This window comes from Streptomyces sp. NBC_01241 (genome assembly GCF_041435435.1).
Taxonomy (GTDB): domain Bacteria; phylum Actinomycetota; class Actinomycetes; order Streptomycetales; family Streptomycetaceae; genus Streptomyces.
Genome location: NZ_CP108494.1, coordinates 4,340,799 through 4,355,078, shown reverse-complemented (window position 1 = coordinate 4,355,078; position 14,280 = coordinate 4,340,799). Strand labels below are relative to the sequence as shown.

The window sequence follows — 14,280 nt, the reverse complement described above, 5'->3', positions numbered from 1 at the left end:
CCCGGTCCGAGCGGGCATTCAGGCCCAACGGAGCATCGGGGGATGCACATGAACAGCGCTCCGCACCTGCTGGCCGAGGACCGCCCCGAGTACGAGCGGATCCTCGACGACGCACTGCGCCATGCCCATGAACGACAGGATCTGGCCGCGGTCGGTGAGCGGCTCAACGCCGTGCAGCTGCGCACCATGGCGCTGGACGCCACGGCGCTGATCACCGCGACGGCCGCCACCGAGTACGAGCACTATGTGAAGGCCCGCGAAGAGCTGCGCGGACCCGACGAGGAAGTGGACGAGGACGCCGGTCCCGGGTCCGGTATGAACCCTCAGAGCCAGTCGGGCGCCGGCATAGGAGCTGTCGTCACGGTTCTGGCCCCCGTGCTCGCCGGCACCGCCGCGTTCATATTCCTGCTGGCCGGCTATCTGCTGAAACTGCTCAGCCCGCCTCCGTCCTTCGCCTCCACCATGGTCGCCGCGGGCTGGTTCTTCGCGGCGGTCATGGCCGCCGCCATCCTGGTCGCCGCCGTCGGACTGCTCGTCACCGCACTGCGCAACGGATCGACGTCGCAGCCCGCCGAAGATCCCGGGAGCGAGCTTCCGGAGGATGTGGCGCGTGCCAGGGAGGCGTGGCGCCACGCACTGCTGGAGCGCGGCATTCTGCCATTCCTCAGAGACGCGCTCGCCGACCCCGCGGCCGGCCCCGCGGCACGCACCCCGCACCGCTCGGAGCACCGCATTCCGAAGATCGGCTACAGCCGGCCGGACTTCACCAGCCCCGACGACGGCCCGGCGGCGGGCCCCCGCCCGACCTTCACCAGCCCGGACTTCACCAGTCCCGACTTCGGCGGCCCGGAGCATGAACCGGACTGACAGGGCCTGGGGGACACGTTCCCCCACCAGGAACACCGCGTCGGCCGACGCGCCCGCGCGCCGGGACCAGCGTGGGTCAGCGGTCCCATGGCTTCGGGCGCGCCAGCGCCTCCCACTCGGGGCGGAGCAGTGAGAGCACCGCGACGTCATGGCGGCGCCCCCGGTGCAGACACGCGGATCGCCGTATCCCCTCCTGGACGAACCCCGACCTGACGAGAACGGCGAGCGCGGCCGCGTTGTCCGTGTGGGTGACCGCCTGAAGGCGGTACATGGGCAACTCACCGAAGTGCCCGTCAGAGCAGGGAGAAGAACACCGACCGAAGCCGCCAGCGGTGCGCTTCCACGGGGCAGGGGGATAGAACGCGAAGACCCCGGCACAGGGGAGGAGTGCCGGGGTCAGGATGGGGTGGCAGTCAGGCTGAGACCTCAGCCGGGGCCGAGACCGGTGGACGAACCCCAGTCAGCTCTTCAGCGCGGATCAGCAGGAGAGGCGCCAGCTTGGGGTAGAAGCCCCGCGCCACGGCCTGGAGCATTTCCGCGAGTGCGGCCAGCTCGCCGATGCGGCCGGCGGGGATGTCGAGGACGGAAGCGAACTGACTGCGGATGCGGGTGACCACGAGTGGCACGCGGAGGCTGTATGCGTGGAGGAGGCCGGGGTCGTAGCCGACCGGCACACGGCCCCAGCGCTCCCAGTCCAGCAGGGTCAGCGGCATTCCGGTGAGATTGCCCCAGTGGAGGTCGCCGTGACCGGTGACGCGCTCGATCTTGGACGGGGCGGGGATGCCGAGGAACTGGGGGAAAGCCCGCTCGATCCACTCGTCCCGCACTGTTTCCTTGGCCCCGTCCACTTCCGCCAGGCGATAGAGCGCCCGCCTCAGCAGCCCTCACTGCTCGGGCAGGGCAGGGTTGCGGACGAGGTCTGGGCTCCGGGGCGAGACGACTGGGTGCTCCACCAGGTCGAGCACCTCAGCCTCGAAGGCGTACTCACCCTGCGCCCAGTCATACGTTCCGTGGAGTACCGGACGCGGCACGTCGCGCGGTACCAGGAGATTCGCGCCGACGATCCCTTGCCCGTGCTTGCGTCCGGCGTTCTTCACCAGGCTGCGGCTGACACGCAGCCAGTACGGGCCCGACCGGCGGCCCAGAGTGAAGCCCGCGAAGCCCCACGCCATCGGCCCCGTGCAGGTCAGGCCGATCGCTTCGGCGGCCCGTCGGTGCGCGGCCTCCATCAGCGTCCGGGTGGCCTCATCCGGTGGCAAGTTCATCGGTCACTCTCCTGAGCTGTTCGCGGGTGAGGGGCGCGGCCAGAGCCTTGGCAGCATCGTTCCAGTGGTCGAGGCTGCTGACCGAGGTCAGCACGACATCCAGGGCCGGGCAGGAACCGGCGGTCAGCAGGCCGGCGGCGCCAGGTGAGAGGCCGGGGCGGATCAGGTCCATCAGTTCGGGTGTCATGGCGTCGAGGAGTTCGCCGCCATGCAGGGGCGCGGAGCCGAAGGTGATCATTCCAGCATCCTGTGCCTCGACCAGCGGGCCGCCGCCGTTGAGTGCCTGGGTGATCGGCGCGTCCGTGATCAGGCTCACGGGCATCTGTAGGCCGATCAGGTGGTGCCCCTCCCTTGCCGCACTCGAACCGTTCTTCAAGGTCAGCGGAGACCTGGATCGATGGGAGATCAACGAGGCTGATGCAGCGCGAATGCTGGAGGAGATGAATCGGGCTCGGTGAGGGTGTAGGCCAGTGAACGATCTGGATCGCCACTCACCCGGTCCTGGAGCCAGTGGACCAGGTGTGGACCGCCGGTGGCGGTAAGGGCACCAGAGGGCCGGGTACGCGCAGGTCAGCCACGAGGTAGCGGTTTCCCGCAGCACCCTCTTGAAAACCGTGAGGACGTGAAAGCGTCCCCGTGGGTTCGAATCCCACCGCCTTCTCAGGTCAGAGACGTGCTGGTCAGAAGGGGTGTCCCTCGGTTAGGGGCACCCCTTCTGCATGAAGGCTGTCTCACCCTGGTTCGGCCTTGTCGCGTCGTGGATCAGTACCTGGCTGCCTCATGAATCGCCTTTAGTCCTTGGCGTCGAGCAACACGATCAGCAGCGTGGCTACGGGGCCGAGAATCAAGGAGAGTAGGAACCAGTTCAGCCCCCGACGGTTCTTCCCTTGTGCCAAGCCGGCGTTGATCAGGCTGAGCGTGCCCCAACCTACGGCGTAGCCGCTTCCTGGTCCCGTCACGACGCCCCCCCGCTCCTTCTCGCGGACCGCGGCCTCTCAGCAGTACCCCGCCATGCCCCCTACAGGGACCTCAACCTAACAGTCGTGCGCGCAGGGCCCTAGGGTCCATCCACCAAGTGCTCTTGCCCGAAGCAGGAATGAAGCGAAAGTGAACGCTGCTGGTGCACGCCGACTTTCGCCGCTGTGCATCAGCGTTGATGTCAGCCTCATCACCAGTTTGGAAGATCTCGTATGCGGATGTCTGCTGAGCTGGCAGGACGCCGACCTGCAGATGAGTCCAGCGCTTACCGCTATTCCCTCTGTTTCCCCGTCCCTGTCCACCGAATCAGGCGCGCAGCGGGCACGCGACCTCGTCGGTTCGCCTCGCACGGCCCAACACCGCATGGAAGCTTCGGCGGCCTTCCTCGTCAGAAGCCAGCAGGGCCGTTCGGGATCGGCGGCTGCCCCGGAGCTCCGTCCCCCTGGTGACGGCCGGCTATGGCTGCGGCGAGCGCCAGAAGCGCCTCCACCTGAGCCATCTGCAAGCGGTAGTCCGGCTGGACTGTTCCTCCCATGGCACCTCTCAGCGGCGCCAAAAGGTCGATGGCAGCTTGCTCGTGTTCTTCGTAGCTGGCCATGTATGCCTCCGGCGTCAAGTTGGGCAGCGCGGCACGCTACCACGCGGGCGGCGGAGCGGCTTTGGCCAGGAGCTGCTTTGGCGCGAGTGCTCACGGCCCAGTGAAGTGGCAAGCTGGTGACGGCTGAGTGCCCCTACGTGTGCTGAGGGACACTCAGCCGTCAGAAGATCAGTCCGCAATAGGCAGGTAGACGCGGTGGCCCGCCTCAGCGAACTCCTTCGACTTGGCGAGCATCCCCGCTTGAACATCATCGTCGCTGGTCACAGCAAGATCCGGGGCGAATTGCTCTGTGATGCTTCTACTGATCTTCATCGAACAGAATTTCGGCCCGCACATCGAGCAGAAGTGCGCGGTCTTCGCCGGTTCGGCGGGCAGCGTCTCGTCGTGGAACTCCCGTGCCGTGACCGGGTCGAGAGCCAGATTGAACTGGTCCTCCCAGCGGAATTCGAAACGGGCGTCGGAGAGCGCGTCGTCCCAGTCCTGCGCCCCCGGGTGCCCCTTGGCGAGGTCCGCCGCATGGGCCGCGATCTTGTACGTGATGACGCCGGTCTTCACGTCGTCGCGGTTGGGCAGGCCGAGGTGCTCCTTGGGCGTGACATAACAGAGCATCGCCGTGCCCCACCACGCGATCATCGCCGCGCCGATGCCCGAGGTGATGTGGTCGTACGCCGGAGCGACATCGGTGGTCAGCGGGCCGAGCGTGTAGAACGGCGCCTCCTCGCAGATCTCCTGCTGGAGGTCGATGTTCTCCTTGATCTTGTGCATCGGGACATGGCCCGGGCCCTCGATCATGGTCTGGACACCGTGCCGCTTGGCGATCGTGTTCAGTTCGCCGAGTGTGCGCAGTTCGGCGAACTGGGCCTCGTCGTTGGCGTCGGCGATCGAGCCGGGGCGCAGACCGTCGCCCAGCGAGTACGTCACGTCGTACGTGGCGAGGATCTCGCAGAGCTCCTCGAAGTGCTCGTACAGGAACGACTCCTTGTGGTGCGCGAGACACCACGCCGCCATGATCGAACCGCCGCGGGAGACGATGCCGGTCTTGCGCCGGGCGGTCAACGGGACGTACGGCAGGCGCACGCCGGCGTGGACCGTCATGTAGTCGACGCCCTGCTCGGCCTGCTCGATGACGGTGTCCTTGTAGATCTCCCAGGTCAGCTCCTCGGCCCGGCCGTCGACCTTTTCGAGCGCCTGATAGAGGGGAACGGTGCCGATCGGCACGGGGGAATTGCGCAGTACCCACTCACGGGTGGTGTGAATGTTGCGGCCGGTGGACAGATCCATGACGGTGTCGGCGCCCCAGCGCGTCGCCCACGTCATCTTCTCCACCTCCTCCTCGATGGAGGACGTCACCGCGGAGTTGCCGATGTTGGCATTGACCTTCACCAAAAACCGCTTCCCGATGATCATCGGTTCGATCTCGGGGTGGTTGACGTTGGCCGGCAGTACGGCCCGGCCTGCAGCGATCTCCTCGCGCACCACCTCCGGCTCGACGTTCTCCCGGATCGCCACGTACTCCATCTCCGGGGTGATCTCACCCCGGCGGGCATACGCGAGCTGGGTCACCGGCTGCCCGTCCCGGCTGCGGCGGGGCAGCCGGGGCCGGCCGGGGAAGACCGCGTCGAGGTTGCGCAGTCCTTCCCCGAGCTCTCGGCTTCGCTCGAGCAGGGGAGACCCCACCCGCGGCGAGGTGTGCTTGAGCCCGTCGTCCTCGGGGCGTGCGGGACGGCCCGGGTACTCCTCGGTGTCGCCGCGCGCGGTGATCCAGTTCTCCCGAAGCGGTGCGAGTCCGCGACGGACATCGGTCTCGGTGGTGGGATCGGTGTACGGCCCCGACGTGTCGTACAGCGTCACGTCCTTGCCGTTGGTGAGGTGCACCTGACGGACCGGCACCCGGAGGTCTGGGCGTGAGCCCTGGACGTATCCCTTGTGCCAGCCGATGGACTTCCCGGCCTCGGCGCTCTGGTTCGAGGCAGGCGTGTGTGCGTCCGCTGTGGTCATGAGACCTACTCCCTACGCCGGCATTACCCGGTAACAGGTTCGGCGGTCGGCGCAGCCTGTCCCGTACGGATGTACGGATATCAGCGCCCTCTCAGCCCGGTGCTCCGAGCTCCCGCGTGTGCAAAGGTCCCTCAACGCTAGCGCCCCGTCCGGCGCAATGAACAGAGGGCCCCTCTCACTTGCGATGATCGGCCGGTGACGTCCCCCCAAATCGACTCCGAACCGCGAGGCCATCAGCACGGCCACTCGCACAGCCATGGCCCCGCAGCGCCCGTCTCGAAGCATCTGCGCAAGGTCATCGCGGCCGCGCTCATCCCGTTCGCCACCGCGGTCGTCGTCGGCCTGGTGGTGCTCTGGCCGGGTGGCGCGCCCCCGCACGATCGGACCGGTGTCGGTTTCGACCGGCAGACCCAGCAGGCGAAGGTGGTGAAGGTCGACAAGGTGGACTGCAAGGACGTGAACGCCTCCCAGATGCCCATCAGCGGCGAGACCACCCCACCGTCGGGGAGCGGGCCGGGGCTGTGCGAGAAGGCCACCGTCGAGGTGACGACCGGCCACGACAAGGGCCGGGCCTTCGTCGAGATTGTCCAGCCCGACGCACCGCGTCAGTTGCGCCAGGGTCAGGGCGTGGTCGTGGCGTACGCCCCCGACGCGCCCCATGATCTGCAGTACTCGGTGACGGATGTGAACCGGAAGTTCCCGATGGCGCTGCTGGCCGGGGTCTTCGCCCTGGTCGTGGTCGCGGTGGGCAGGATGCGCGGGGTGATGGCACTGGTCGCGCTCGCCGTGTCGTTCGCGGTACTGACCCTGTTCATCCTCCCGGCCGTCCTTCAGGGCTCGAATCCCCTGCTCGTCGCGGTGATCGGGGCCAGTGCGATCATGCTGATCGCGCTCTACATGTGCCACGGCTTGACGGCCCGCACCTCGGTCGCGGTGATCGGCACACTGATCTCGCTCCTGCTGATCGGGCTGCTCGGATCACTCTTCATCGGCTGGGCGAGCCTGACGGGCAACACCGACGACAGCACCGGTCTCATCCACGGCCTGTACCCGCGCATCGACATGAGCGGCCTGCTGCTGGCCGGTGTCATCATCGGTTCGCTCGGGGTCCTCGACGATGTGACGGTCACCCAGACATCTGCGGTCTGGGAGTTGCACCAGGCGAACCCGATGATGGGTGCGCGGGGGCTCTACAAGGCAGGGATCAGGATCGGGCGCGACCACATCGCCTCGGTCGTCAATACGCTGGTGCTCGCCTACGCGGGCGCGGCGCTGCCGCTGCTGCTCCTGTTCTCGATCGCCCGGAGCAGTGTGGGGACGGTGGCCAACAGCGAGCTGGTGGCGGAGGAGATCGTACGAACGCTGGTCGGCTCGATCGGACTGGTCGCCTCGGTGCCGGTGACGACGGCGCTCGCCGCGCTGGTCGTCTCCGCGGACCGCACAGGGCTCGGCGCGGAAGCCGGGGCTTCAGCACCCGTACGGGCCGGGAGAGGCCGCCGTCGTAGGGCGAAGTCTTGAACGCCTCCATCACGGAGAGCGATTCACCCATTCGGCAGGTGTCGCGTTCGACCGGCGGGCCGGTCCGAGACCCCGTACTCTTCAGCCGGCGTTCTGTTCCTCGGCGAGGATCCGGCCCAGGGCCTCTTCCAGATTGCCCTCGAAGTCACCCAGCGTGCACTCCTGCCCGAGCGGCACGAGTTTGTCCGTCCGGTCGAGAAAGGCCACAAGTGGCGCGGTACCGGCCCGGAAGAGGGCGCGGTCCTCGCCGACCTGGAGCCGGATATGTACATCGGAAAGCCCCTCGGGCTCCGTGGGTCCGATGTGCACATCGCCGTCGCCACTGGGGCTGTTGAGGCCGTCGAGCAGCAGCTCACGACCGAATGCCCAGGTGACGGGGGCGTCGCCGGGCAGATGGAAGGTCATCCGGATCGCATACGGATCACACACTTCGTACCGGAGCTCCACCGGGATCCGGAAAGAGAGCTCCTCGGAAACGAGGAAGCTCATCATGACCTCAGCTTGAACCGACTCGCGCATCGTTCAACCCCGCAGTAGATGAATCTGGCCAGGAATGATCCCCCATGGCCCTATTGACGCCATCGTGGTGCACGCGATAGCAGATCACAAGGAGTGATTTTTCAGATACTGATAGAGAACACGAACGAACGCAAGAGGTTGGCCACTTCGCCACGTAGTTGTTCGACTGCGGGGAGCAACCGGTCTTCCTGCTCCAGGGGTACCGAAATGGCCATCGCGGCGGCGGTGAATCCGGCAGTGATCGGGATGGCCGCGCAGACCGTCCCCAAGGCGTACTCCTGTCGTTCGATGACAGGTTCCATTCGTTCCAGCGACCGCAACCGCTCGAGGAGCGCCGCGCGGTCCCTCACCGAGTAGCGGGTCAGCGGCCGTACCGGGTGCCGGTCCAGATGATCCTCACGAGCCTTCTCGTCGAGCCGGCTCAGCAGACACTGACCGATGGCATGGGCGTGCCCGGTCTCCCTGAAGGACGCGCACTCGTCCACCGCGGGGGTAACCGGGGTGTCGGCGACGGCGACGAGTTCGATCTCGCCCTCGCGGTAGACGGCGCAGTACACCGGCGCGCCGATGACGTCGCGCCAGCGGCTCAGCGACTCCGCCATTCTGCTGCGACGATTCTGCAGGGAACCTTCACCGACCAGGCGTTCAGCGGCGGTCCCGAAGAGGAAAACGCCGTTCTCCCTGCGCAGATAGCCCTCATGGGCCAGGGTGCGCAGCAGATGGTAGGCAGTGGGAAGGGGAAGGCCCGCTTCCCTGGCCAACTGCTTCGCGGGCGCCCCGTCTCGATGGGCACCCACGGCTTCCAGCAGCCTCAGCGCTCGCTGAACCGAACCGATCAACGTCGGGACAGCAGTGCTCGATGCCGTGGTCAACAGTCACCCCCAGGCATGGTGACGGGCGGTCAGCCCGCCTGTGGGGGCCGCCCCCACAGACCGCCGCATGACTGGGGTTCGCAGACCGAATGCCGCACAAACCACTGGTCAGGGTGGTGACGGACAGTTAATTCCCAGGCCGTGGCGGCGGACTGCCACCATATCGGCAGCATCCGCGAGAGGGGGCGTTTCGTCTTCTGCTTAGCTCAGCTGGGCTAATCGCCCCGGCCGTCTTCAGATCGTCCTACCAGTCACCACGCGAGGAGGACGACGACATGAACTTGCGTACGACGAAGACGAGTCCGCCGACCAGGATCACGAAGACGAGAACCTTGAAGAGCAGACCGATCACGAACCCGACCACGCTGGCGATCAGACCGCCGAACACAACGATCGCGATGACCGGCACCGCGATCCACTTCACCCACCAGGGCATCCCCGCGAATATCTCCCGCACGGCCATCGTCCTTGCCTCGTCTCTGTGAGTTCCTGTTTCCGCTGCTCCGATACTTCGATGCTAGACGCGCGGAGGGGGTCGGCGGGGGCTCGCAGCCCTTGAAGTCCCCTGATCGACCCCCTAGGGATCCCTGATACCGGAGCCCGGCCCTCCGGGGAGCGCGGCTCAGCTCTCCGGCGGCGAGAAGACCACCATGACCCGCAGGTCCTCGGTGATGTGGTGAAACTTGTGGGCCACCCCGGCCGGGACGTACACCACGCTCCCTCTTCCCACCTGGGTGGTTTCCATGCCGACCGTGATCGAGGCGCGGCCGCTGACGATGAAGTAGACCTCGTCCTCCTTGTGCGGCTGCTGCGGGTCAAGGTCGCCGGCGTCCAGTGCGTACAGGCCGACGGACATGTTCCGTTCCTTCACGAACTGCAGATACGCACCGTCGTTCGCGGCCCGTTCCGCCTCCAGCTCGTCCAGTCTGAATGCCTTCATGGCCCGTCCGCCCCTTGCCTCTGTTCCGCCGGTGTCCGCCACCGATCCTGTCTGCCACGATCAGACACATGAAGAATTTCGTAGTCAAGACGATCGCCAACGCGGGTGCGCTGGCCGTGGCCATCTGGTTGCTCCAGGACATCACGCTGAGCGGCGGCAGCACCGGGCGCAAGGCACTCACGCTGATCGTGGTCGCCCTGCTCTTCGGCCTGGTGAACTTCGTGGTCAAGCCGATAGTGAAACTGCTCACCCTGCCGCTCTTCATCCTCACGCTGGGTCTGATCACCCTGGTGGTCAACGCGCTCATGCTGCTGCTGACCTCCTGGCTGGCCGGGCAGTTCAACCTGAGCTTCCACGTCCACGGTTTCTGGACCGCCGTACTCGGCGGCCTGATCATCTCGATCGTGTCGTGGGCACTGAACGTGGTCCTGCCCGACGAGGACTGACCCGACACCTCTTGAGACAGTGCAGTCCGGACCGGTGGCACGCCGGGGAGGGAAGTGAGGAACGGTATGAGCACCATGGGTGACGGAACCCGGGCGGTACGGGCCGGGCTGCCCGAACCGCAGCAGTTCGAGCCGACGCTGCCCGGTCCCGCCTTCGCCGCACACTTCCATCTCTCCGGTGAACCGGTCGGCCCGTACACCTACGGCCGGGACACCAATCCGACGTGGACCCACCTGGAGCGCGCCATCGGCGAGCTGGAGGCGCCGGGCGAGCCGGTCGAGACGACCGTCTTCGCCTCCGGAATGGCGGCGGTCTCGGCCGTGCTGCTGTCCCAGGCGCGCTCCGGCGACGTGGTCGTGCTGCCCGACGACGGATATCAGGCGCTGCCGCTGGTGCGTGAGCAGCTGAAGGCGTACGGCGTCGAGGTACGGACCGCACCAACCGGCGGCGACGCCCAGCTGGCGGTCCTCGACGGCGCCAAGCTGCTATGGATCGAGACCCCGTCCAATCCGGGGCTCGACGTCTGCGACGTACGCCGGCTCGTCGGGGCCGCGCACGCGGCCGGCACGCTGGTGGCCGTCGACAACACCCTCGCCACACCGCTCGGCCAGCGCCCGCTGGAACTGGGGGCCGACTTCTCCGTGGCCAGTGACACCAAGGGCATGACCGGGCACGGAGACATCCTGCTCGGCCATGTGACCTGCCGCGATCCCGAGCTGGCAGCGGGGGTACGGCGCTGGCGCAAGGTCGTCGGTGCGATCCCGGGTCCGATGGAGGCCTGGCTCGCACACCGTTCGCTGGCCACGCTGGAGCTGCGGATCGACCGGCAGTGCGCCACCGCCCTGACCCTGGCCGAGGCGCTGGGCAAGCGCGAGGGAGTGACCGGTCTGCGGTATCCCGGACTGCCCACCGACCCTTCGTATCCGAACGCCGTACGGCAGATGCGGCGCTTCGGCTCCGTGGTGTCGTTCGTGCTGCCCGACCGCGAACGGGCCGAGCGCTTCCTGACCGAGCTGCATCTGGTCGACGACGCGACGAGCTTCGGCGGCGTGCGCTCCACCGCGGAACGACGGGCGCGCTGGGGCGGTGACGCCGTACCGGAGGGCTTCATCCGCTTCTCGGTCGGCGCCGAGAGCCCGGACGACCTGGTGGCCGACGTGGAGCGGGCACTGGACGCAGCGCTCGGCGGGAGCTGAGCCGGCACCGGCGGTACGGACGGTCCGAGCCTCCCCCCCTCGTGGCTCGGACCGTCCTGGTTCCCATACGAAGAACCACCCGAACAAGGCTAATTGACTCTCCGTCAGTGTCCAATCGCAGTAGCGACAGCGACCTATCGACATATTTATAGTTGTACGGAACCGAAGCATCGCGAGGGCTGGAGGGGACAGGACATGGACCTGGCCCTGCTGCGCACATTCGTCACGGTGCACCGAGCCGGCTCCTTCACCAGGGCCGCCGCCCTGCTCGGCCTCTCCCAGCCCGCCGTCACCTCGCAGATCCGCACCCTGGAGCGGCAGCTGGGCCGCCCGCTCTTCCTGCGCCGGGCCCGCGGCGTGACCCCGACGACCATCGGCGACGAACTCGCGCACCGGGCAGCGCCCCATCTGGACGCGCTGATCGAGATCGCCGAGACCGAGCTCGACGAGGAGTCGGGCGTACGGACCCTGCATCTGGCCGGACCGCCCGAGTTCACGTCGTCGCGCGCCCTGCCGGCACTCACCCCGCTCATCGCCCAGGGTCTGGCCTTGCGCAGTTCGTTCTTCGCCGACGCCGAGGAGACGTTAAAGGGGCTGGCCGCCGGGCACCATGACCTGGCCATTGCCACGGCCCGTCCGCGCGGTGAGCTGCTCACCGCGACGCCGCTGTGCGACGAGGAGCATGTACTGATCGCGGCGCCGCGCTGGGCCGGGCGGCTGGGACCTGGGACGCTGCGGCACAAAGGGCCCGTGGTGCTGGACCAGCTGCCGGTCGTGGAGGTGCACGAGAGCCTGCCGCTCGTCTCCCGGTACTGGGCCGCCGTGTTCGACAGCCGGCCCGTCGTCGCGGGAACCGTCATCGCACCGGATCTCCGGGCGGTCCTCGAATGCGCGGCGGCCGGTGCCGGGATCGCCGTACTGCCGCGCTATCTGTGCGAGGGGGCGCTGGAACGGGGCGAGGTGGTGGCGCTCCTCGATCCCCCCGTGCCCCCGCTGCGCACCTACTTCCTGGCCGTGCGGACCGGCACGCTCCCACTGCCGCACATCGCGCGGGCGCATGAGTGGCTACTGCGTGCCGCCGCCGCCTGGTGAGCGCAGGGCGGCCCGGCACGGGTCAGGTGTTTCAGAACCCGTTCCGTGGGCCACGCTCTTGCCATGACCGAACGTCCCGTGGTCAAGCGCACCGCACGCGCCATCCTGCTCGACGGCAACGACCTCATCCTCATCAAGCGCACCAAGCCCGGGGTGGATCCGTACTGGCTCACACCAGGCGGCGGGGTCGAGCCCGAGGACGCGACCGTCGTCGACGCCCTGCACCGCGAACTGGACGAGGAGCTCGGCGCCAAGATCACCGATGTGGTTCCCTGCTTCGTCGACACCGTGGAGCACATCGAGGGCGGCGGGGTGAAGGGCGTGAAGGTCCAGCACTTCTTCGTCTGCCGGCTGGAGTCCATGGACCTGTCCCGGCGCCACGGCCCGGAGATCGACGACCCCTGCGGGGAGTACGACGTCGTACGGGTGCCGTTCAGCCGGATGGGGATCGCCGCGGTTCATCTCGTGCCACTGTCGCTGCGGCACTACCTGGACGGCAATATCGAGGGCGTACGAGCGATGCATGCCCCTGACCTGGGCTGACCGGCTGCCGCTCGTGGGGCGTGGCCGGTGGGCTGCTGCTCCTCGGGTCAGGCGGGCCGGTGGCCGCCAGTTCCTCGACTGCGTCGTGCCGGATGCGCTCGGCCGGCATGCCGATGCCCCTGAGCACGTCCACACTGCTGCGGATCACGCCGGGCAGGCCGGAGAGACAGGCGTCGTACTCGTGCCACGGCCCGTACGCGCGCACCGCCTCGGGCAGCAGCCCCTTCGGACCGCCCGCCGTTCCCGGGCCGGTGGAGACCACCGGCCGCGACCGCGAGCCAGGGACAGGTCTTCTGGAGCCGCATCATCGTGTCGATGTCGTACAGATCGCGATCGGTACGCGCCCCGTAGAACACCTCCACAGGTCGCCGGTCGCCGTGCTCGGCGACATCCTCGACGAGCGCCTTGATGGGCGCGATGCCCGTGCTACCGCCCAGGCAGAGCAGACCACTGTGGGAAGCCTGATCCGATACCGGATCAGGTAAAGGAGTGGACGAACGATCAACGCGTCGGACAGCCTGACCTTCATGACCGTCCCACAGTCGCGTCCGCTCGCCGCATTGCCTGTCCGACGTCTCAGCCCGGGCGACCTGGTCGCCTGCGCCGACCTCTGCGAGAACCGCGGCTGGCCACGCGATGAGCACCGGTGGGGCCTGCTCCTCTCCGCAGGAACCGGCTACGGCCTGGACGATCCCGGCGGCGAGGGCCTGATGGCCGCTTGTGTGGTGACCTCCTACGGACCGCGACTGGCTGCCATCGGCGTGCTGCTCGTCGCCGAACGGTACGCGCGGCAGGGAGTGGCCCGGCTGCTGATGGGTCATGTCATGGACGAGGCCGCGGACACGCCTCTCAGCCTGTACGCGACATCTGCGGGTCAACCTCTCTACGAACAGCTCGGGTTCTCGGTCGTGGGCCGCGTCCAGCGGGTCACCGGGTTCTTCCGGCCGCCCGGGGACGCGGTGATTGCCGCGGCCGTACGTCCGGCCACGGCAATGGACCTGCAAGCCATCGTCCGGCTGGACGCGGACGTCTTCGGCACGGACCGGACACATGTCCTCGCCCGGCTTCCCGCGTATGCCGACCACATCCGGATCGCGGAGGCCGGCGGAAAGCTCGTCGGTTACGCGACGACCTGGCCGAGCGACCGTACGCATGTGGTCGGCCCGCTGGTCGCGCCCGACACGGCCACGGCTCAGGCCCTCGTCACCTCGCTCGCCGAGGCGACGGATCTGCCGTTGCGCGCGGACATCGACGCACGCCATGCGGACCTGCTCGCCTGGTTCAAGGAGTGCGGTCTGCAGGCGGGCTCCGGAACCACGGTGATGACGTATGGGACTTCGGACCTGCCGGGCGACTGGACCCGTCGCTACGCTCCGCTGACCGTGGCGATGGGCTGACGTACCCGGCTCGGCGAATCGGCGGCGCTGCGGCCGCCGAGATGAGCACT

18 protein-coding genes, 1 tRNA gene and 1 pseudogene are annotated in these 14,280 nt (G+C 67.9%); 8 read left to right on the top strand and 12 right to left on the bottom strand.

Going from position 1 to position 14,280, the window contains the following annotated elements; translation table 11 throughout:
- Nucleotides 1-42: 42 nt before the first annotated feature.
- Nucleotides 43-867 carry a hypothetical protein gene (locus tag OG306_RS19385; protein WP_266906052.1) on the top strand — a complete coding sequence of 275 codons (825 nt, stop codon included), beginning with the start codon at nucleotides 43-45 and terminating at the stop codon, nucleotides 865-867.
- A 76-nt stretch (nucleotides 868-943) separates the two neighbouring features.
- Here the strand turns inward: OG306_RS19385 and OG306_RS19380 are convergent, their stop codons facing one another.
- The 4 genes from OG306_RS19380 to OG306_RS19365 form a co-directional block, all read right to left on the bottom strand.
- Complete coding sequence (locus tag OG306_RS19380; protein WP_266747360.1) at nucleotides 944-1,138, bottom strand: GNAT family N-acetyltransferase; 195 nt, start codon at nucleotides 1,136-1,138, stop codon at nucleotides 944-946.
- A gap of 142 nt (nucleotides 1,139-1,280) precedes the next feature.
- Nucleotides 1,281-1,715, bottom strand: a complete 435-nt coding sequence (locus tag OG306_RS19375) for a hypothetical protein (protein ID WP_266747359.1) — start codon at nucleotides 1,713-1,715, stop codon at nucleotides 1,281-1,283.
- Between the two features lie 36 nt (nucleotides 1,716-1,751).
- On the bottom strand, nucleotides 1,752-2,132 hold the full coding sequence (locus tag OG306_RS19370) for a hypothetical protein (protein ID WP_266747358.1): 381 nt from the start codon (nucleotides 2,130-2,132) through the stop codon (nucleotides 1,752-1,754).
- Nucleotides 2,113-2,448, bottom strand: a complete 336-nt coding sequence (locus tag OG306_RS19365; protein WP_266747357.1) for a hypothetical protein — start codon at nucleotides 2,446-2,448, stop codon at nucleotides 2,113-2,115. The genes OG306_RS19370 and OG306_RS19365 overlap by 20 nt, the downstream gene beginning before the upstream one ends.
- A gap of 234 nt (nucleotides 2,449-2,682) precedes the next feature.
- Between OG306_RS19365 and OG306_RS19360 the strand changes: the two genes are divergently transcribed.
- Nucleotides 2,683-2,793: transfer RNA gene (locus tag OG306_RS19360), tRNA-OTHER, on the top strand.
- 130 nt (nucleotides 2,794-2,923) lie between these two features.
- Here OG306_RS19360 and OG306_RS19355 read toward each other — a convergent pair.
- The 3 genes from OG306_RS19355 to thiC all read right to left on the bottom strand — a co-directional run bounded on the left by OG306_RS19355 (nucleotide 2,924) and on the right by thiC (nucleotide 5,706).
- The gene (locus OG306_RS19355; protein WP_266747356.1) at nucleotides 2,924-3,091 is read right to left on the bottom strand and encodes a hypothetical protein; all 168 of its coding nucleotides are present in this window, start codon (nucleotides 3,089-3,091) and stop codon (nucleotides 2,924-2,926) included.
- Between the two features lie 407 nt (nucleotides 3,092-3,498).
- Nucleotides 3,499-3,708, bottom strand: coding sequence for a hypothetical protein (locus tag OG306_RS19350; protein ID WP_266747355.1), 210 nt, complete (start codon nucleotides 3,706-3,708; stop codon nucleotides 3,499-3,501).
- 168 nt (nucleotides 3,709-3,876) lie between these two features.
- On the bottom strand, nucleotides 3,877-5,706 hold the full coding sequence (gene thiC / locus OG306_RS19345; protein ID WP_266747354.1) for a phosphomethylpyrimidine synthase ThiC: 1,830 nt from the start codon (nucleotides 5,704-5,706) through the stop codon (nucleotides 3,877-3,879).
- Nucleotides 5,707-5,901: 195 nt separating this feature from the next.
- Between thiC and OG306_RS19340 the strand changes: the two genes are divergently transcribed.
- Nucleotides 5,902-7,224 (top strand): YibE/F family protein, encoded by a 1,323-nt coding sequence (locus tag OG306_RS19340; RefSeq protein WP_371665524.1) that lies wholly within the window; start codon nucleotides 5,902-5,904, stop codon nucleotides 7,222-7,224.
- An 81-nt stretch (nucleotides 7,225-7,305) separates the two neighbouring features.
- Here OG306_RS19340 and OG306_RS19335 read toward each other — a convergent pair whose 3' ends face one another.
- The 4 genes from OG306_RS19335 to OG306_RS19320 all read right to left on the bottom strand — a co-directional run bounded on the left by OG306_RS19335 (nucleotide 7,306) and on the right by OG306_RS19320 (nucleotide 9,555).
- A complete protein-coding gene (locus OG306_RS19335; protein WP_266747352.1) occupies nucleotides 7,306-7,743 on the bottom strand; it encodes an SsgA family sporulation/cell division regulator in 438 nt (145 codons plus the stop codon).
- Between the two features lie 101 nt (nucleotides 7,744-7,844).
- Nucleotides 7,845-8,615: an IclR family transcriptional regulator gene (locus OG306_RS19330; RefSeq protein ID WP_323183888.1), complete on the bottom strand. Its 771-nt coding sequence runs from the start codon at nucleotides 8,613-8,615 to the stop codon at nucleotides 7,845-7,847.
- A 244-nt stretch (nucleotides 8,616-8,859) separates the two neighbouring features.
- A complete protein-coding gene (locus tag OG306_RS19325; RefSeq protein ID WP_114249160.1) occupies nucleotides 8,860-9,072 on the bottom strand; it encodes a DUF5326 family protein in 213 nt (70 codons plus the stop codon).
- A gap of 165 nt (nucleotides 9,073-9,237) precedes the next feature.
- Nucleotides 9,238-9,555 (bottom strand): cupin domain-containing protein, encoded by a 318-nt coding sequence (locus OG306_RS19320; RefSeq protein WP_266747350.1) that lies wholly within the window; start codon nucleotides 9,553-9,555, stop codon nucleotides 9,238-9,240.
- Between the two features lie 68 nt (nucleotides 9,556-9,623).
- On the opposite strand from OG306_RS19320, the gene OG306_RS19315 reads away from it, so the two are divergent.
- The 4 genes from OG306_RS19315 (at nucleotide 9,624) to OG306_RS19300 (ending at nucleotide 12,833) form a co-directional block, all read left to right on the top strand.
- Entirely contained in the window at nucleotides 9,624-10,001 is a 378-nt protein-coding gene (locus OG306_RS19315; RefSeq protein WP_266747349.1) for a phage holin family protein, read from the top strand.
- 66 nt (nucleotides 10,002-10,067) lie between these two features.
- Nucleotides 10,068-11,198 carry a cystathionine gamma-lyase gene (locus tag OG306_RS19310; RefSeq protein ID WP_266747348.1) on the top strand — a complete coding sequence of 377 codons (1,131 nt, stop codon included), beginning with the start codon at nucleotides 10,068-10,070 and terminating at the stop codon, nucleotides 11,196-11,198.
- Nucleotides 11,199-11,393: 195 nt separating this feature from the next.
- Nucleotides 11,394-12,290, top strand: a complete 897-nt coding sequence (locus OG306_RS19305) for a LysR family transcriptional regulator (protein ID WP_266906054.1) — start codon at nucleotides 11,394-11,396, stop codon at nucleotides 12,288-12,290.
- 63 nt (nucleotides 12,291-12,353) lie between these two features.
- Entirely contained in the window at nucleotides 12,354-12,833 is a 480-nt protein-coding gene (locus OG306_RS19300; protein ID WP_266747346.1) for an NUDIX domain-containing protein, read from the top strand.
- Between the two features lie 55 nt (nucleotides 12,834-12,888).
- Here the strand turns inward: OG306_RS19300 and OG306_RS19295 are convergent.
- Nucleotides 12,889-13,333 (bottom strand): annotated as a pseudogene (locus tag OG306_RS19295) (globin domain-containing protein); the annotation flags it as partial.
- A 27-nt stretch (nucleotides 13,334-13,360) separates the two neighbouring features.
- Between OG306_RS19295 and OG306_RS19290 the strand changes: the two are divergent.
- Nucleotides 13,361-14,230: a GNAT family N-acetyltransferase gene (locus OG306_RS19290; protein WP_266747345.1), complete on the top strand. Its 870-nt coding sequence runs from the start codon at nucleotides 13,361-13,363 to the stop codon at nucleotides 14,228-14,230.
- Nucleotides 14,231-14,280 lie beyond the last annotated feature (50 nt).